Genomic DNA, 19,776 nt, shown 5'->3' with positions numbered 1-19,776 from the left:
TCTCGCTCGCGCCACCACCATTCTAAACACTGAATTAATAAAATAATTTGTTGTAGATGTAGGTTACTTTCCAAGGGTGGTTCATCACTCCAAAATTCGCCTTCTGGGAAGATTATCTCAGGGTTTACATGGGACTCCACTAGGGGTAAGCTTTCAGCGATAGTCATGGTTAGTCCAACAGAGATAGGTCAACAACTTATTATAAATCATTGAAGGGATTTTTTGAGCAATTGTAGCAGTAGCAATTGAGGTAGAATATTCCTGTGGGTAAATCGTCATTTTTCCCTTAAACAATACCAGATCGCAGGGCAATTACGGCCGCTTGTACTCGGTCGTCCACGGCCAATTTATTCATAATTCCCCGCACATGGGTTTTAATCGTATTGGTGCTTAAATAAAGTTGTTCGGCGATTTCAGCGTTACTTTTGCCCTCAACAATTAACTTTAAAACCTCCATTTCTCGCTCCGATAAAAGTGCTAGATTGGGATTAGGTTGCACTGCCGGCGGTTTGAGATTATCCATGACTAAACGGGCAATTTGAGGGTCTAAATAGGTAGCCCCGTCCTTAGCTGCTTCAATGGCGGCCAAAAGGCGATCGAGACTCGCTCCCTTGATACAATAGGCATCAGCGCCACTGGCCAGAGCTGCGATCACTTCCTGTTGCAGAGTGTGGGAAGTGAGCATAACCACATGAACATTAGCTAAACCCTCCTTAATCTGTTTAGTTGCCGCAATGCCATCGAGACGGGGTAAACCGATGTCCATGACCACTAAATCTGGCCGTAGGGATAGGGCTAATTGTACCCCCGCCAGACCATCACTAGCTTGACCGACGATCTCAAAATCTGGCTGTTCACCGAGCGCTTGTTCTAAACCTAACTGCATTAAAGGATCGTCTTCAACAATTAAAATCCGCATGATCTTTGATTCCTAACGGGAAAATGTACGGTTTTCACCCATCTGCATGAAGCAGAACTACTCCTAGTTTAGGCAATCTGGAGAGAGATTAACAGTGATTCAGTGATTCAGTGACCAGTGACCAGTAACCAGTGACCAGTAACCAGTGACCAGTGACCAGTGACCAGTGAAAGATACTAAATTTATTGAAAATTGAAAACTTAAACCTAATAACTTAAAACTTAAACCTAATAACTGATAACTGATAACTGATAACTGATAACTGATAACTGATAACTGATAACTGATAACTGATAACTGAAAATGCTGCGTATTTCATCAGATCGGTCTAAAATTGTGCTTGTTGCCCTAGCTTATCTGGGTGTTGGTTGGCTAGGCTATCTCTGCTTAAATTTAGGGTCGCGACCTGCCCCAATTTGGATGAGTGCTGGTATTGGCTTAACTGCTGTTTTTTTAGGGGGAAAAAGGCTAGTTTTAGGCGTTTTTATCGGGGATTTGCTTCTTACCTTCTTTTTAGGGGGCAGTTGGCCCATAGCTCTATTTTCGGCGCTCGGTAGCAGTGTATCGGCTCTGTTAGGGGCGCAATTCCTGCATTATCTGAGATTTTCCGCCACTTTACAGCGTATTCGCGATATTCTCTTACTGGTATTTTTAGCGGCCTTATTGGCCTCGGCAGTTAATGCCACTATCGATACTTTTGCTCGTAGTTGGCTAAATACTTGGGATTGGCGACAATTTGGACAGTCTTGGGGCATGATCTGGCTCGGAGATAGTACAGGGATCTTAATGACCACGCCGCTGCTGTTGCGTTTTTGCTTCAATCGTCACTCCCTGCGGGAACCCCGGCAACCCCAACGCCTTGGCGAGGCATTACTTTGTATGAGTTTGCTAACGGTGGTGACTTTCGTGGTTTTTGGTGGTCAACAGGATTTTCTTAACCCCGATTGGAGTATGGTGCAGTACCTCGAATATCTGCCTTTTCCTTTTGTGGTTTGGGCTGCTATGCGTTTTCAGACCTGGGGAGCGGTAATAGCCAATTTTTTAGTATCTATTTTAGCTTTGATGGGATTGGTCGGGGGAATCAGTCCTTTTATCCTACAAGCCCCCGACCATACCAGAGGTGTCCTGATCTTACAAATCTTTTTGGTCATTGTCATGTCAACTTCTCTGTTTTTATCGGCGGCGATTACCGAAAGACAACAGATCGATCGAGCTTTAAATGAAACTTTAGAACGAGAACATTTAGTCACACAAGTTGCTTTAAAAGTCCATCAATCTTTAGATATAGATCAAGTTTTAAATACCATTGTTGGGGAAATCAGAAATTTTCTCGATGCCGATCAAGTCTATATCGGTCACTGTCAAGAGCGGGGTTGGTCTAAGGTAATCGCTGAGTCCCGTCGTCCCGAGATTCCCTCGCTGATGGGTTGGTTTCCCGAACCAGAATTACTGGAAGAATTGGGACAATTATTTTCTTTAGATAAGTTAATTATTGCTGATAATACCGCTAAGGTGCAAACGCTGCCCACTCTCAAGGGTTATTACGAATACCTGCAAGTTAAATCCTCTTTAGTTTTACCTCTAACGGTTAATAATCAACATTTAGGTGCTTTAGTTGTCCATCAATATTCCCATCCCCGTCATTGGCAAAAAAGCGAGGTCAAATTATTAGAACAGTTAGCCACCCAAGTTTGTATCGCTATCGGCCAAGCGCAACTATATCAGAGGGTGCAAAGCTTGAATAATAATTTAGAACAGGAAGTGGCAGCTAGAACCCTGGAACTGCGAGAAAAAGTCCGGGAAATTCAGCGTTTATACGAAATGAAAACGGTTTTTTTACAGGCAGTATCCCACGATCTACGCACTTCGATTATGGGATTAGTGATGTTATTAAAAAATTTCCAGTGTCGGCAAACAGAAAAAGTAACTATCTCGCGAGCAATGCTCGATCAGGTGGTGCGTAGTTGCGATCGACAATTAAATTTAATTAATGCTTTATCAGAAAATCATTTTGCTGAAGAACGGCCTTTAATCTTGCATCGTCAACCTCTATTTTTAAAAGAACAGGTGGAAATTTGGCTGAAAGATTGGCAAAAAGATTTTGATTTATACCAAGCTACTTTTATTAATCTTCTCCCCGATAACTTACCCGCTATTGATGCCGATCCTTATCAGCTAAGAAGTGTTTTTGAACAATTATTAAATAATGCCTTGAAACATAATCCTTCACCAATTCAATTAGCTTTAGATGCTCGTATTGACCAAGATATGCTCTACTGCACTTTAAGCGATAATGGTATTGGCATGGATGAGGAACAATGTCAACATCTTTTCCATTTATATGTAAGAAATCTTCATAATCAACACCTAACGGGGATTGGTTTAGGTTCCTACCAATGTCGGCAAATTATCGAGGCTCACTCTGGGAGAATTGGAGTAAAAAGTACCCCGCGGGTTGGTTCACAGTTTTGGTTTACTTTACCCCTTGCTCATCAAAATTCTAGAGTAATTAAGCAGGAGTTAGTCAACAGTAATCAGTGATTTGTAACGGGATCGAGATGATTCTGCTTATCGCTCTTCTGGGACTCTGGGGTATATAGAATCGCCAATTCAGGCTTGAATTAGCCATTTTATGTGGGTTGCCTACCGACAATTAAGGCATATTTGAGGAGAATTTGCCATCTCAATTGTTAAGCAACAATCGACCAAATAGGTCGAGTTTGTAACTATTCTGATTGCTAGTATCCCTTGAAATTCTCATAAGGATCACAAAATTGGCCAATTGTCAATAGCGTTTGAGATGCGCTCACCCCCGGTGGTGAGGATGTCAAACAATCATCAAAAATAGCAGCGGTTGCCCCCTAGTTCTATAATCAGATCACGGCTAATTTGATTGGCTATCGACCCTATTCATGTCTATCTCCCCACCCCGTTCCGGTTACACTTTGCCGGTTTTTGCCTGTGCCAGTGCGATCGCATCTCTCCAGCATCTCCACGGCGAAAATGAGCTAAATTCCGTTACTTTTAATCTTTTAGAACCGCCAGAAACCGTTACAATTGCCATCGAACAAGTTGCCCAACTTAACCCCGATGCTGCCCTAGCTATCACCCGCAGCGATCCAGGGGACAATTTAGATTTAACTAGAAATACCCCTATATGGGCGTTAGTAGAAAGAAAAACAGGTAATCAAGAGATAGAGATTCAAGGCGGCGCAGGAATCGGCCTACAGATTGATAATGGCGGAAAATCAGCTATTTATAGTTATGCCCAGCGTCTGATGCAAGAAAACCTCAGACCCCTGTTACTGCCCCAAGAAAGCATCAAAGTGACGATTATCCTGCCAGAAGGCAAAAAACTGGCCACAAGGACTTCTAACGCCGCTTTTGGGGTAGTAGAGGGGTTATCTTTGTTGGGTACCACTGGCATTTCCCAACCCCTCAGCGCTCCCGGACAGTTGGAAATCTTTCGCGAGCAATTAAAAATTTTATCCCGTCGTTTCGATCGCTTGGTGTTTTGTATCGGGGAAAATGGCTTAGATTTAGCCCCTCAAATGGGTATTAATCCTGATATTTTGGTAAAAACAGCCAATTGGATCGGGCCGATGTTATTAGAGGCACAATTACAGGGAATCTCTGAAATTCTTTTGTTTGGTTATCACGGTAAATTAATTAAACTTGCCGGGGGAATCTTTCAGACTCACCATCATCTCGCCGATGGTCGTCGGGAAATTCTTACCGCCTACGCCGCTAAAATGGGTTTAGCTACCCCCCATCTCCAGCAAATTTTTGACAGTAGCACCAGCGAAAACGGTCTGGAATATCTGCGTCAATTAGACCGGCAAACGGGAGATAATTGGGTGGAACGCATCTATGGAGAAATGGCTAATACTATCGATTGCCGTTGCCAAGAATACGTTTATAACCACAGTAACGGTCATCTTGGGGTCGGTTGTATTTTATTCGATCGCTCTCGTTCTTTGATCAGCAAAAGCGAAAATGGCCTTAAATTTTTGCAAAATCTACCAGTTACTCCCCAGTGACTGTGCTATGATCGTGGGAATATTTATGGCTTGCTGAAAAAGTACGGGCGAAGCATTCGGATAGAAAATCTACGGTTTCACCGATAGGTTATTGCCCGAATGCTTCGCCCCTACAGGACGCGGGCCGATGAAGACGCAAGGTTTTGAACGACGATTCTCTCAAAATCTTGCACCTGTTTCGCTCGTAAAGCCCCAAAACCCTTACTTTGCCTACATTTCACATTTATTCAGCAAGCCCTATTTAGTCTTAAAAAATGAAACTAATAAGGCGATACTATTGTAGCTTATTTTCAGAACAATAGCCGATTTAGTTTACAAATCTTTAACCTTTTCCTGCCAGTTTCTTTTCTTGATCGTAGTGACAACTCAAACCCCCCTTCCCACCCCCCAAGAGACTTTGCCCTCAGAGTCCTTCACTAATAGCCTTAATCGTCAAATAATCATCATTCTTGACTTTGGCTCCCAGTATTCTGAATTAATCGCCCGCAGAATCCGGGAAACGAACGTTTACTCCGAAGTTCTCTCCTATCGTACCAGCGCCGAACAATTAGCCCAAATCAACCCGAAAGGAATAATTCTTTCGGGCGGTCCCAATTCCGTCTATGATCCAGGGGCGCCCCACTGTGATCCCGAAATTTGGAATTTAGGTGTACCCATCCTCGGAGTTTGCTACGGGATGCAATTGATGGTACAGCAGTTAGGGGGCAGGGTAGAACGGGCAAAACGGGCCGAATACGGCAAAGCATCCCTATTTATCAACGATCCTACCGATTTATTAACCAATGTCGAGGACGGTTCCACCGCTTGGATGAGTCACGGGGATTCCTGCGTGGAATTGCCTGCGGGTTTTGAAATTCTCGCTCATACCGATAATACCGATTGTGCGGCCATTGCCGATCACGAGAAAAAACTCTTTGGAGTGCAGTTTCACCCGGAAGTTGTCCATTCTGTGGGAGGAATCGCCTTAATTCGCAATTTCGTCTATCATATCTGCAAATGCGAACCCACTTGGACCACGGAAGCTTTTGTCGAGGAATCGATCCGAGAAATTAGGGCAAAAGTGGGCGATAAGCGAGTTTTATTGGCTTTATCCGGCGGTGTGGACTCCTCTACCTTAGCATTCCTCTTGCATCGAGCGATCGGTGATCAACTAACCTGTATGTTTATCGATCAGGGATTCATGCGTAAGGGTGAACCCGAACGATTAATGCAGATATTTAACGAGCAATTCCATATCGGAGTCCAGTATGTCAACGCTAGAAAGCGATTTTTAGCGCAAGTGGCCGGTGTCACCGATCCCGAAGAAAAGCGCCGTCGTATCGGCCATGAATTTATTCAGGTGTTTGAAGAAGAATCGAATCGTTTGGGACCCTTTGATTATCTGGCCCAAGGAACTTTATATCCCGATGTGATTGAATCGGCCGATAGTAATGTGGATCCCAAAACCGGGGAAAGAGTAGCGGTTAAAATTAAAAGTCATCATAACGTTGGTGGACTGCCGAAAAATCTCCGGTTTAAATTAGTCGAACCCCTGCGAAAATTATTTAAGGATGAGGTGAGAAAATTAGGTCGATCAATCGGTCTTCCGGAAGAAATTGTTCGTCGTCAACCTTTCCCCGGCCCCGGTTTAGCGATTCGCATTTTAGGGGAAGTCACCGCAGATAAATTAAATATTTTGCGCGATGCAGATTGGGTGGTGCGCGACGAGATTAATAAGCAGGGAATGTATCACGATTTCTGGCAAGCTTTCGCGGTTTTATTGCCTGTCCGCAGTGTGGGAGTGATGGGAGATCAACGTACCTACGCTTATCCTATTGTCCTACGTTTAGTCAGCAGTGAAGACGGAATGACTGCCGATTGGTCCCGGGTTCCCTATGATTTATTGGAGACAATTTCTAATCGTATTGTCAATGAAGTTAAGGGAGTTAACCGCGTGGTTTATGATATTACTTCTAAGCCTCCCGGAACTATAGAATGGGAGTAGTATTGAATTATTGATTGATTATTAGTCCCGTCCAAATATTGGGACGGGATTTTTGCAGAATAGACAATTGAGGAGATTAATTACTACCATGACACAGTTAGAGATTTTAGAAGAAATAGAAGCGGTGGATTTTGCGGAAGAAGAAGAAGATATTGAAGGAGAATCAGCAAACCAAAAAAAGCTACAACTCAAAGAAATCTCCGAGACTGTTGTTGCTGGAAGTGATTGGACTACCGCAACGATCCGCGATCAATTAATTCGAGAAAATATTCAACTCAATCCGCGCTTTCAAAGACGAGATGCTTGGAATATTACTCGTAAAAGTCGATTTATTGAATCCCTAATTCTAGGGTTTCCAGTCCCACAGATTGTCTTAGCTACTAATAATAAGGAAAAAGGTAAATTTATCGTTCTTGATGGCAAACAACGCCTACTAACAATTTTACAGTTTTATGGTGACAGTGCCACACCTAATAATAGTTTTACTTTAAAAGATTTAGAATTTCTAGATAACCTCAATGGCTGCCAATATCAAGATCTAAAAAATGACTTCAATTTAAATGATTTCTTAGACCAACTGGATAATCAAACTATCCGCACGATTGTTATCCGTAATTGGAAAACGGAGAGTTTCCTCCATAAAATTTTTCTGCGTCTCAATCAGGAAAATACCCCTTTGTCTTCTCAAGAATTAAGACAAGCATTACACCCAGGGGATTTTATTAATTTTTTAGATGATCGAGCGATCGAAAGTCAAGCATTAAAGAAAATATTTGAATCTTCCTATCCCGATTTCCGGATGCGCGACACTGATATATTATTGCGTTATGTAGCTTTTCATTATTATTTATCCGATTATCGCGGTGATCTTAAAAAATTTCTTGATAATGCTTGTGTTTCGCTTAATGCTCGATGGGATCAAAACTCAGAAGAAATCAAAAATATTATTGATCAATTTGAAAAAGCTGTCCAGACAACGATTAATATTTTTGGAGAGAAAAACTTTTCCCGTCTCTGGCTGCCTGAATCGGCAACTTATCGAAGTCAGTTCAATCGAGCAATTTTAGATGTGATGGTTTTTTACTTTTGCGATGATCTAATGAGAGCAGCTGCCGAGACAAACAAAGAACAGGTAGAAGAAGCATTTAAAAGTTTATGTCGTACTGCCGTTGATCGATTTAAAAATGCTGTATTAATTAGTACAAATACTAAACAATCAACCTATGATCGTTTTCATTTATGGGGTCAAGCTTTATCAAAAGTATTAGATATTAACTTCAATATTCCTCAGATGGAAGACAATCGTATTATTTTTAAGGGGTTAAGATAGTTAGTTTTTTTACTATGCCGAAATCTCTAGGATTTAGACAACTAACCAAAGAGTTGAATCGACTAAAAAAACAATTCCTACCTCGTAAATTTAGCGAGATAAATGAATATTCTGAAAGACAATTAGCTTTAACTTTTGCCTATCGAGTTTTTGCTCATGCTGAGATTGAATCTTATCTTGAAGATCGAGTTTGGGATACAGTACAGACAGCAAAAAATATCTGGGATAATCAAGGTAAAGCTAGTGGAGTTTTGTTATGTGTAATCGCTTTTTCTGGTCAAGAAATGGAAAATCCTCCCGATACCATTACTCCTCTTAAAGGTAACAAAAATGTCTCCCTAGACAAACTGAAAATAACTAAAAAAATTGACATAGTGATTAGATGTTTTAAATCAGTTATCGATCAAAATCATGGGATTAAAGAAACTAACCTATTAAAATTACTCTTACCAATCGGCATCGATAGTGATGACTTAGATAAAGTTTGGTTAGCCAATATGAATACTTTTGGAGAAGAACGCGGTGAAATCGCTCATTCTTCGGGAATAAAAACGAAAAAAACGCCTAACCCTGCCGACGAATTAGAGAGAGTTAAACAAATTATTCAAGAATTAGAGAAAGTCGATCAATTGATTACTAACTTGCTCAAGTAATTCCACTCTTAATAAAACTTAAATTGTTAATTATATCAGAAATACAGTATAATAAAAGGCAGACAATAGAGAGCTAATCATCAAAGTGAAACATAGACCAATTGCGATCGATTTATTTGCCGGCTGCGGTGGAATGTCCCTTGGTCTAGAAGCGGCGGGATTTGATATTGCTGTAGCGGTGGAGTTTGATGCAGTCCATTCCTTGGTTCATCATTTTAACTTTCCCTATTGTCAAACTATTTGCCGGGATATAGCCAAAGTAACAAGTAGAGAAATATGGGAATTATTAAAACTAAAAGGCTATGCCACCGATGTTAGTTTAATTGCCGGCGGCCCGCCGTGCCAAGGTTTTTCATTGATTGGTAAACGACAAATAGATGATCCTAGAAATTCTCTTGTATTTGAATATCTGCGGATTGTAGCAGAAATTAAACCCAAGTATTTTATCTTTGAAAATGTCCCCGGCATGGCTACGGGTAAACACAAACAATTTTTAGAGGAGTTAATTTCTGAATTTGAAGCTATTGGCTATACAATTAATCAGCCAATTAAAATCCTTGATGCCAGTGAATATGGCGCACCACAAAAGCGCAGAAGATTAATCTTAATTGGTAGTCGAAAAGACGTGCCGATGGCTAAATATCCTTTGACAAAGACCGTCGATTTAAACTCAGCCAAAAAATCAGCTTTTACCAGCGTCTATGATGCGATTTCAGATTTAGAATTAATACCTGCCTTTATCGATACTGATTTAGGCATACCTGCATCAAAATTAGATTATAGTGGTAAGAGGAAAAAATATTCAGTGCAGCCAGGGGATATTTTTAAACTTTGCCATCAAAGAACAGTAGATACAAAAATCTATGGACATATAGGCTCAGTTCATACCCAAAGATCAATTGATAGATTTATCGTAACCGAACCGGGTACAGTGGAACCAAAAAGTCGCTTTTTCAAGCTTTCTCCTACTGGTTTATGTAACACTCTCCGGGCTGGAACTAATAGTGACAAAGGGGCCTATACTGCTCCTAGACCCATTCACTATTCTATTCCTCGTTGTATTACTGTACGAGAAGCCGCCAGATTACATACATTCCCCGATTGGTTTCAGTTTCACCGCACAATATGGCATGGTTTTCGTGAGATTGGTAACGCGGTTATTCCGCTATTATCGAAAGAACTTGGCTCTTCTGTGATGGGAGCAATGAATATCAATACCGCTAATCTCAACCGAGTTATTTTAGAAAAAATGCCCGAAGACTTATTGCTATATAATATGTCTCAAGCATCAAATTATTGGGGAATCTCTGACGATGTTATCCCGAAAAGAAAACGAGGTGTCTCTCAGAGGCTGTTCGGTATTTAAATGATACCAATCAAAGAGTATTATCTTTTAGAAGCACCGCGCTATAATTTGCCGTTAATTCAGGTTCCTTCTGGTGAATATTTTTCATGGGAGATAATCGTAATCATAGCAACGATTTCCATATCTGGGGATTTTTACCAGTCAAGAACCTGATTAGCTGTGCAGTTTTTCGCTTTTTCCCACTGCACCGCTTTAGTTGGTTTTCTGACTTCTGTTTCCCCGCAACCTCAAATACCAGGATAAATGTAAAGATTTATTAAAATATAGTGTAGGATACAACGTTTGTGGCGGGGTGGTGTGTATCCTTTTATATTGGGAAATGTGGTAGAGCGTCCCAACCCTGATCGCAAAAACCGCCACAACCGCCACAAACGACTCCCAACTGTATCTGTCTCTTTTAGAACGCCAAATAACCGTGGAGACTTGCTATGACTGCAACACCTGGTCAAAACACACAATCTTCGTCAGCCACTTGCTTGAAAAAACCAGATTTTCGTAAGGAAACTCGCTTAGGATTAGTGCTTTATGGTGGGGTTTCTCTAGCAGTTTATATGAATGGTGTTTGTCGAGAATTTTATAACGCAACAAGGGGTCGGGGAATTTATAAATTAATTAAAGCACTGACAGATTCAGATATTGTTGTTGATATTGTATCGGGAACTTCAGCGGGAGGAATTAATGGAGTTCTCTTGAGCTATGCAGTTGCTAATAGCTACGAAAAAATTGTAGTTGACTTTAAGGAATTTGGAGATATTTGGCGAGAAAGTGGAGATATAAATAAATTACTGCGTCCGATCAAAAAAGAAAATAATCAGACCAATGTCAACTCTCTTTTAAACGGCGAGGGATACTATCAGGAAGAACTTTTTAAAGCTTTTGAAAAAGCTGGAAATAACCAACAATCTGCTCCTGATGGAGAATGGTATTCAGAGTTTAACGAATTAGATTTGTTTATCACTGGCACTGATGTTTTAGGAAGAATCTATAAAACCTTTGACAACACTGGAAAAGTCATCGAAATCAAAGATAATCGTTGCGTTTTTCATCTTAAATATCGAGAAGATCAAGATTTTGGAGATCCTTTTTCTACGACAGATAAAGATACTCAACAAGCCTTAGCTAAACTCTGTCGAATCACCTCTTGTTTTCCCCTGGCTTTTCCCGTAGTACCTGTCGAAATCAAGTCTGATAATAAGGTAGATAACCAACTACAAGAATGGGGAAAGCTTTTGAGAAATCGCATCCTTCCGCAAGAACCTCCAAAAGAGGGATATAAAATCTATTTTGTTGATGGGGGAGTTCTAGATAATCGTCCTTTTAGTTATACCACTGAAGCCATTTATTATCGTACAGCAGATCGTCCTGTCAATCGTCAATTATTTTATCTCGATCCCAATCCAGAAAGCTTTGTTGACAGTACCAAATTTAAAGAAATGGAGCAACCTACTGTTTGGGAAGTCATCACAGGTTCTCTAATCAGTTTACCCAGATATGAAAGTATTAGCAAAGATCTTCAACAAATCAAAGGTATTAACGACAAAATTCGTCGCTATAATTTGTTATTAAAAAGTGTTGATGAAGAAGTATCTGAACAAACAACAGAAGCCAAAAATCGTTATTGGAGGTGTCGTTTAGTCAGTTTAAGAGATAGTGTTCTCTCCGTAATTTTTGACAATCAATATTTTGTTGGAAAAGAACAAGAACAGGAAGAACTATTAGAAAAAAGTGCCAGTTTATTGACCCAATTTATTAATAATTCTGAGGAAATTAAAAAGCGAGAGGAAACTTTAAACTCCCTAGCTCAAGATGTTGAAAATCTAGATATTCAATATGCTATTAGAAAACATAACTTTCTCTTGTCCCAAATTTACTCTCTGATATCTGATGCTATTACTAAAGATACAGATGATATTACCAAATATACAGAGTTGAAAAATTTAGCCAATAAAATCACTTGGCTGCTAGAGTTGCTCAAAGTCATTGATCAGGTTATCAAAGAAGTGATAAAATTCGAACCTGTTCGCCAAAAATTTTATCAACTCATTACAGAAGATGAAGAGGACAATAATCAACAATCTGTAAATTTGAAGCGCGAAAAAATATATGATTATCTATTAACGTTGTTGCGTCTTATCTTAGATAGTCAAGATTTAGCCGATGTCACCGTAGAAAATCTCAAAGAGCTAAATTTTGACAAAATCCATTCTATCGGGGACAATTTACGGAAGAAGGTTAAAGATGTAGCTCTAGATCAAGATTGGGAAGCATTAACTATAACCAAAGGTGAAACCATCTTAGAAAAAATAGAACAAGCTTCGGCGAAGTTGTTAACTGAACAATCGGAGAATGTAGAACCAGCAATTGGCAAATTTGCGAAATTTCAGCTAATTGATCAAGTAATATATCCCTATCAATATTTGTCCGATGTCCAAAACAACAGTCCAATTAAACTTGTTCGTATTTCTCCCAATGATGCTGATAAAGGATTTGGCAAAGATAAGGGACTTGAAGAAAAATTAGCTGGAGATCAATTTCGTGCTTTTGGAGGCTTTTTTAAGAAATCTTGGCGTTCTAATGATATACTTTGGGGACGGTTAGATGGAGTCAACCGTATTGTTGATGGGTTGTTAACTTCAGAATCCTTAAAAGCCTTCTCCGGAGTTGTAAGTCGCCAAATTAAACTAGGACCATTCTCAGGAACTCAGGAAGAGAAAATTCAAGAATATGTCAAGCGACTTGTTGATGAATCTTTTCCCACGGAAACACAAACAGAAAAAGATGGGCTAATTCAAGACTTAATTAAACTTGCTCAACCTAATACAACCCTTGCCAAAGCAGAATTAGAAGAATTCCTAAATAAGCTTGTCAATTTAGGACATAGTGCTATTCTTAAGGAAAATTTAGGGAATGTATTTAAAGACGCAATTTCTGAACAATTGGAATGGAATCAACAAAAAATTGACCCAACTCCTGAGTCAAACTACAAATATGTTGGTGGCTATTTTGACAAAGCAGTAACTCCCTTAGCTGCTGCAAAACTTGCTCAACGTTTCCTGGAAGATTTAAAAGGGAAAGAAAAAGAATACTTCCTGGGTGAATATGGAGTTGGTTCAGAAACAATAGTGAAAGATATACCTTCTAATATTCTCAAAAGTTTAGGCACTCGGTCAGCGATAATTTTGAGTTATATCATAGAATCTAGTAAGACTGGTAAACGACTGCTTAGACTTCAATCTTATCAGCTTCTCAAACAAATTCTGAATATATACTATTTCCTGTCCCAAAGAAGTAGTCCAAGCAGCTATAAAACACAAGCCTCTCCCCTCATCTCTGCTTTGAAATCATTGCTTCTTTTTATTATTGGATTTGGAGTAATAGCCTATCTACTAAATGTATTACCAAGATGGGCTGTGTTGACCATTGCAACCTTAGCATTACTCTGGATAATAAAAAGCTTATTGGGACTATTATTCGGGAGAACCTCTAAATAACCCCTGGAAACTGTGCCAAAGAAAAATCAAGGTCCTGTAGGGGTTGCCATGGGGGAGAGAATCTGGTTTAACAGAGAACTGATTATTTATTCTCCGTTTTGTCTTTTGCCTCTTGACATGAGCGCCTCTCCTCACTTACTCACTTACTATCATTTTTATTATTCGGGAACCGTCCACCAAGCGAGAGCAAAAGCTTGTTCTTTTTCGTTAACTTGTTGACGATATTGAACCCGAATTTTATAGTTTCCAGAGATGGGGACAGGACAAAAAATATGCTCTAAACTATCACTATCACTCAGGGAAGCACAGGTGTATTTAGCATTATTATCCTCCTGAGCAGGTAAAAGATAAACATCTAAATTATTCAGGCCGCGATCCTGGAAACTTTCATCGATATCATAGAGATTATTGCTATTAGTATCGATTAGTTCTACCAAACGATCCCAAGCTAAAGTTATCGAAACAAAACTATTAGCTTTTAAGGGCTTCTCTAGGGCATAATCTTGATAACCATTAGCGGTAACTGTAGCGTAATCCCAACCAATAGCAGGAATAGATTCTGCGGCCGACCATTGACCATTACTAAACTGTTGGTAGGCGCGAAAAGTGTTAAGATGTCCCGTCCCCATCTGCATATCTAAAGGAATTTTCGGATCTTTATAAGCATCGGACTCTAACCAAGTTTTTTGATCCTTAGTTAAGACCGTCCGTCTCATACCTAACCGTAACCCATCGCCCGTATCTTTAATTTTATCGGCAGCATTAAGCATTACTGCCTTCATCACTTGATGATGACGAGAATCGAGACTCCAATGGGGATTTTTTTGATTAATTTGTTGATCGCCGTATTCTTGTAAAAGTGCCACCGATGCCGTAATATGAGGGGCGGCAAAACTGGTGCCACTAACAGTATTTAATTTACCTTTGAGGTCATAAAGCTCTATTTTATTGCCGGGGGCAACTAAATTAATTGACCGTCGGGAACCATCATTAATTTCCCGTTTAATTAAACTGCGACCAATACCCACCGGCAAAGCACTAATATTAGCAAAATCAACTTTAGTGAATTTTCCTTCTCTTGTCGCTGTATAAGCGGTAGTAATGCCGTTAAAATGATCGGTGGGAATGGGAATTCCTCCCTTACCTTGATTACCAGCAATTACATAAAGGACATCCTCAACTCGCGATGACCAATCAACACATTGAGTTAATAAAGCTTGACCATCTAATTTTGGTTCCTGTCGTTGATCTCTTTGCAAAGATTCCCCAAAACTAAAGTTAATGGCGCGGACATCACCGCTATTTTGTCGGGCAATATTTTGACTGGTAAGACATTCTTCCGGTTGTCCACCGCGTCGCAAAGAACCCACCGCCCCCGAATATAATCTCGCTTTTGGGGCCACTCCGGGGATTTTTTTATCATCACTGACCATCATCGTTGCCACCATAGCGGCGTGATTATCTAGATAGGTGTTGGGTTTGGCAATTTGATCGCGAAAAAAAACACCAGCTAATTTATAGGGAGGCTGCCAAGCCGCCACTTTATCATAACCGAACTGAGCCGGTCGTCCGATTTCCACTTGACCGATGGCAATTTTTCGCCCTAATAAATTATAGGGTTCCGCCCGCAGGCGATCGGCATAAATTCCCTGTTCACCGATGGAATTAGAAAGAACTAGGGAAGGAAGCAGAATTATCGTTACTACTAACCCGACGACAAACCAAAACCCTCTTTTCATCATCAGCAATCCTGCGGCAGTAAGGTGATACCGATCCATTCTAAGACAGAAATCTCAGAAAATACCGGAATCTCTTTTTTGGCTAGGTGGGATGGTAATAAAAAGCTACTGCCAAGATTAAATAGGTGGCTAGTAATAGGGTTCCATCTAACCAATTGGAACGACCGGTAAAGCTGATTAAATTAGTGACAACCACCGCTACAATTAAAGCCACCACGTTAAAGGGATTAAAATTTAAATCCATCGGCTGCTGCCAAAATTGACCGATAAAAACTAATAAAGGTGCCACGAATAAAGCCACCAATAAACTATCACCCATAGCCACGGAAACCGTTAAATCCATCTGATTTTTTAGGGCTAATTGAGTGACGGTAACTATTCCAGAAACATCGCTAATTAAAGGAATGAAAATCACCCCGATAAAGAGAGGAGTGAGATTAAATCCTTCCATCACCGATTCCACTACATCAACAAATAAATCCGACTCATAGGCTACAGCTACGGTGGAAGTAAGCAGCACAAGTAACCAAATCCAGACTTGAGCTTTTTCTTCCTCACTAACCTGATTGTCGGGGGTATTTTCGTTACTTAATCCCACTTCGTAGAGATAGCTATGGGTTTTCAGGGAAAATAATAAAGTTAACCCGTAAACTATTAATAAAACCGTGGCGGTGACTAGGGAAAGACTGAGAATATCGGCAACTTCCACCACGTTAGAAGTATATATTACCAAAGTTGGTAAAGCGATCGCTATTACTGCTAAAGTCATGGAAGAACCATTTACCCGCGCTAAAATCGGTTTAAATTCCTGCTCTTTGTAGCGAATTCCTCCCGTGAGCATTCCCATGCCCATAAATAATAATAAATCGCTGAGAATACTGCCAGTAATACTGGCTTGTACGATGTCCACCAAGCCTTTTTTTAGGGCAATTAAGGCAATAACTAAAGTGGTAGTATTACCAAAGATAGCATTAACTAATCCTCCCAAAGTTGGCCCGGTTACTACGGCAACTCTTTCCACAGACGTACTTAACCAAATTGACAGGGGAATGATCGATAAAGCGGCAGTAATAAAAATAGCTTGATCTCCCCAATTAAGACGACTAGCGACCACCGATAGGGGAATAAATAATAGGAAAGCAAAGGAGACAATTTTTCTTAAATTCATGGGTTATTAATGGCAATTTCTCCCACCATTCCCGCTTCGGCATGACCCGGAATAGTACAGATTAATTTATACTTACCAGTTTTGAGAGGAACTATCACCCATTCCGCCTGTGCATTAGGTTTTAATTCTAGTTCGTGAATTGCCCCTTTAATCTCCACTTTTCCCGCTTCAACTTTCTGGGTCCAACTAGCATCAGCGAAGTCTTTAGCGGTAAAATAATGTTTAGTAGGACTGGGATTATCGAGGATTAATTTGTATTTTTGTCCGGCAATAAAGTCTAATTGACTAGGAAAGAATTTTAATTCTCCTTGCCCGGAGCCTAGACTAATTTTAACTTCTAGAGGGGCGGATGCAGCGAAGGCGGGAAAAGTCACTAACCAACAACTAATTAAAACTATTACTACTGCCACAAATTTTTGATAGATATCCTGGACAGGGAAGTAGGGATTAGAATTCATTTTGCTCCTGCAGCTTATAGAGAAAATCTGGCGGCTTTGACGATAATTTTAGAACAAGTGGCGATTCTTAGCGGCTCTCTTCCCTTCCATTCCCTCAAAGTCCCTTGGCCACTGTTCAAACCTCGGGACTTCTAGCCACTGTAATTTAAATCGACAAAATTAATCTAAGCTATCGGGAGAATGGGGATAAAGTTGTTCTGCTTCTGGACAATCTTCCGAGACATTAATATCAGGATTCGTCCGCGACACGGAGGCCAGTTTTCTGCTCACCGCACCGATACTTTCTAAACGCACCATTTCTTCCCAAGAACTAATCTCGTCTTCTTCTTCTGTTTCGTAGCGAATGGTGACGAGATCGCTTTCTAGATCGATAATACGAGCATTATCAATCCATCTTTGCTGATCGCGCAAGAAAATGCAGACTTCCTGACCATCCATACAGAATTGATAAATCTTGCGGTGTAACATAAATTGCTCCTAAACAGCTTCTTTTGTTGGATTTAACTAACGGGAAGTGACAAAATGCCAATCTCAGCAATAGCTCAAGAATTCCCGTGGGTAACACAAAAAGGAGAAAAATTCCGCTAGTAGTGGCAAGAATGGGAAAGGAAAGTCAGGTTTCCAGTTTGGGACTACGTTCTTCAAAGACATCGATTCGATTAATAGACGGCCTCGGCGATCGGTAAAAAATCGCCCTTATAGAGTCATTGTTACATAAATTTTCACTTCATAACAGTATCTGTGGATGGAATCGGGAAATGGGGAGATAGGGAAATTTCCACTAAAACCTCAACACTTAAACCCCCTAACCCCGATGCTGATTTAAAATAGCCATCATCTTTTCGGCCACCGCTGCTGTTTGTTCGAGCATGGCAAAGTGACCACAATCGGATAACTCAATCACGTTGCCGCCAGTTTCAAACAAGGGATGAAAACTGGCCAGATGGTTAACGTACTTAACTTCCATAATCGTATCCTCTTTCCCCGCCAGAAAATAGACCGGCTGCGGGAGACGGGAGACAATCTGGGGTAAAAGATGAACTTCGCTGATAGTGGTGGTTTCCAAAAGTGACCCCAGGGCCGCTTGGTAATCGGCTCGGACAAAATCAATCACTCGCTGTTTGCCCCATTTTTTACTTAGGGTTTGCTTGACCATCATCCGCGAGAATAAAACATCAATCAAGGGAACACGGGGCAACCAAGGCGGTCTTCTCTCTAAAATCTGTCTTCCGGCTTCCCGAAATCGCTCAAATTCCTCCTTTAGATAGATGCCGCCGCCGGCATTCATACAGATTACCCCTTTAATGCGTTCAGGACAGCTATCCGCGGCCCACAAAGCAACACTACCACCGAGGGAATGACCGACTAACCAAGCAGCATCGAGGTTTAAGCGGTTAAGAAGGGTAATAACGTCTTGGGAGTAGGATTCAAGGTTATAACTGCTAGGAGGACTGTTAGAGGTGATTTTTTGGGAGTCGCCAAAGCCCCGGAGATCATAAACTAGACAGGGATAGTCTGGGGAGAGAATATCTACCAAAGGCTGCCAGTAGTGACGACTCAGCAGCCAACCGTGTATAAAGACTAAAACCGGTTTATCCGCTTGGGGCGAAAATAACTCGTAACTGTGGGATACTCCCGATATGTCGATGGTAGGCATATAATCAATCTCAACCTAAGTTAAACCGTTGATAGGGGTTACTAGGGAAACTTCTAGAGAAAAATCGGTGTATTTAGCCTTGTTTATAGAGCAAAATCAGGGAAGCTTAGGATTTTCCCTGATAGCTGATCAATCAATGCTATAGACAATTTCAAAAGCTTCTACTTTAAGTATAAAACACTGGGGATACCTCCCTAAAATAGGATGACAACCCTAGACCAGGATTTATCTATGAAATGCGATCGCTTTTTAACTCTTTCCCTCGTCTTCAGTCTGGGATTAGTTTTTCCCCCCTCTTTACCCGCTCAAAATCCCCCCGCTACCACTTTTCAACCGGGTCCTTGGCAGCCTGTCGCTAGGGTGAATATGAGTCGTCCTGTGGAGATTAAAATCATCAATCAAACCGATATTGACCTCAATTATGACCTATCGGCCAATATTGATTCCTCTCCCCAATTATTATCTCCTGGTACGGAGACAACCCTAAAAGGTTTCGTAATTCCAGCATATATTCTGATTAATCGGGCTAATGCCGCCTCGGATCCCGATTCTTCTAGTTTAATCTATGCCGTAGAAGTCAATAAAGATAATTTAGTCACGATTACTGTTACCAAAGTTCCGGGGAGTACCCCCGGTTATACCACCTTTAACCTCAATCAACAGGGTGCTATTTATATTTACTAGCTCTAGCTGAGGGCGATCAGACCACAATTATATTATCGCGATCGAGATTTATTTGAGATCGATCGACAATTGTAACGTTTTAGTCAATTAACGGTAATTTCCGCCCCAGGAAAGTTAAATTAATAGGGATATAACTCCCAAATTAAGTAGCTGGTTATAATTAAATTAAAAATGGATTTTAGGTTCGATCCCCCCTAGCCCCCCTTGATAAGGGGGGAAGCCGAAGGCGGGGGGATCCCCCTTAATAAGGGGGGTGACGATCCCCCCTTAGTCCCCCCTTAATAAGG

General features: G+C 40.7%; 15 protein-coding genes and 1 pseudogene. 9 read left to right on the top strand and 7 right to left on the bottom strand.

Annotated elements, in window-relative coordinates:
* A pseudogene (locus EWV60_RS04200) lies at nt 1-167 on the bottom strand (Uma2 family endonuclease); the annotation flags it as partial.
* 119 nt (nt 168-286) lie between these two features.
* The gene (locus EWV60_RS04195) at nt 287-919 is read right to left on the bottom strand and encodes a response regulator (RefSeq protein ID WP_002737320.1); all 633 of its coding nucleotides are present in this window, start codon (nt 917-919) and stop codon (nt 287-289) included.
* A gap of 303 nt (nt 920-1,222) precedes the next feature.
* Here EWV60_RS04195 and EWV60_RS04190 point away from each other — a divergent pair, with 303 nt between their 5' ends.
* The 8 genes from EWV60_RS04190 (at nt 1,223) to EWV60_RS04155 (ending at nt 13,783) form a co-directional block, all read left to right on the top strand.
* A complete protein-coding gene (locus tag EWV60_RS04190; RefSeq protein WP_272013886.1) occupies nt 1,223-3,460 on the top strand; it encodes a sensor histidine kinase in 2,238 nt (745 codons plus the stop codon).
* A gap of 371 nt (nt 3,461-3,831) precedes the next feature.
* Complete coding sequence (gene cbiD / locus EWV60_RS04185; protein ID WP_287231163.1) at nt 3,832-4,959, top strand: cobalt-precorrin-5B (C(1))-methyltransferase CbiD; 1,128 nt, start codon at nt 3,832-3,834, stop codon at nt 4,957-4,959.
* A gap of 358 nt (nt 4,960-5,317) precedes the next feature.
* Complete coding sequence (gene guaA, locus EWV60_RS04180) at nt 5,318-6,943, top strand: glutamine-hydrolyzing GMP synthase (RefSeq protein ID WP_002737357.1); 1,626 nt, start codon at nt 5,318-5,320, stop codon at nt 6,941-6,943.
* Between the two features lie 88 nt (nt 6,944-7,031).
* Complete coding sequence (locus tag EWV60_RS04175; RefSeq protein WP_287231159.1) at nt 7,032-8,273, top strand: DUF262 domain-containing protein; 1,242 nt, start codon at nt 7,032-7,034, stop codon at nt 8,271-8,273.
* Nucleotides 8,274-8,287: 14 nt separating this feature from the next.
* Nucleotides 8,288-8,926, top strand: a complete 639-nt coding sequence (locus EWV60_RS04170; protein WP_002751449.1) for a HEPN domain-containing protein — start codon at nt 8,288-8,290, stop codon at nt 8,924-8,926.
* Between the two features lie 85 nt (nt 8,927-9,011).
* Nucleotides 9,012-10,292, top strand: a complete 1,281-nt coding sequence (locus EWV60_RS04165) for a DNA cytosine methyltransferase (protein WP_002751448.1) — start codon at nt 9,012-9,014, stop codon at nt 10,290-10,292.
* Between the two features lie 86 nt (nt 10,293-10,378).
* Nucleotides 10,379-10,552 carry a S26 family signal peptidase gene (locus EWV60_RS04160; RefSeq protein ID WP_370445071.1) on the top strand — a complete coding sequence of 58 codons (174 nt, stop codon included), beginning with the start codon at nt 10,379-10,381 and terminating at the stop codon, nt 10,550-10,552.
* Nucleotides 10,553-10,720: 168 nt separating this feature from the next.
* Entirely contained in the window at nt 10,721-13,783 is a 3,063-nt protein-coding gene (locus EWV60_RS04155) for a patatin-like protein (protein WP_287231158.1), read from the top strand.
* 158 nt (nt 13,784-13,941) lie between these two features.
* On the opposite strand, the gene EWV60_RS04150 is transcribed toward EWV60_RS04155, so the two are convergent.
* From EWV60_RS04150 to EWV60_RS04130, 5 genes are all read right to left on the bottom strand, one after another.
* Entirely contained in the window at nt 13,942-15,561 is a 1,620-nt protein-coding gene (locus EWV60_RS04150; RefSeq protein WP_287231157.1) for a S8 family serine peptidase, read from the bottom strand.
* A 43-nt stretch (nt 15,562-15,604) separates the two neighbouring features.
* Nucleotides 15,605-16,690: a calcium/proton exchanger gene (gene cax, locus EWV60_RS04145; RefSeq protein ID WP_002735957.1), complete on the bottom strand. Its 1,086-nt coding sequence runs from the start codon at nt 16,688-16,690 to the stop codon at nt 15,605-15,607.
* Nucleotides 16,687-17,148, bottom strand: coding sequence for a cupredoxin domain-containing protein (locus tag EWV60_RS04140; RefSeq protein WP_002735338.1), 462 nt, complete (start codon nt 17,146-17,148; stop codon nt 16,687-16,689). The genes cax and EWV60_RS04140 overlap by 4 nt, the downstream gene beginning before the upstream one ends.
* 159 nt (nt 17,149-17,307) lie before the next feature.
* Nucleotides 17,308-17,616: a DUF6679 family protein gene (locus EWV60_RS04135; protein ID WP_002735547.1), complete on the bottom strand. Its 309-nt coding sequence runs from the start codon at nt 17,614-17,616 to the stop codon at nt 17,308-17,310.
* Nucleotides 17,617-17,953: 337 nt separating this feature from the next.
* Nucleotides 17,954-18,805, bottom strand: coding sequence for an alpha/beta fold hydrolase (locus EWV60_RS04130; protein ID WP_002736085.1), 852 nt, complete (start codon nt 18,803-18,805; stop codon nt 17,954-17,956).
* A 231-nt stretch (nt 18,806-19,036) separates the two neighbouring features.
* Here EWV60_RS04130 and EWV60_RS04125 point away from each other — a divergent pair, with 231 nt between their 5' ends.
* Nucleotides 19,037-19,489: a hypothetical protein gene (locus EWV60_RS04125; RefSeq protein WP_002737059.1), complete on the top strand. Its 453-nt coding sequence runs from the start codon at nt 19,037-19,039 to the stop codon at nt 19,487-19,489.
* The last annotated feature ends 287 nt before the right edge of the window (nt 19,490-19,776 follow it).

The organism is Microcystis sp. Msp_OC_L_20101000_S702 (assembly GCF_007095705.1).
In the GTDB taxonomy this organism is placed as follows: domain Bacteria; phylum Cyanobacteriota; class Cyanobacteriia; order Cyanobacteriales; family Microcystaceae; genus Microcystis; species Microcystis ichthyoblabe_A.
Note: the sequence above shows the minus strand (reverse complement) of the source record. Positions and strands in the feature narration are given on the sequence as shown.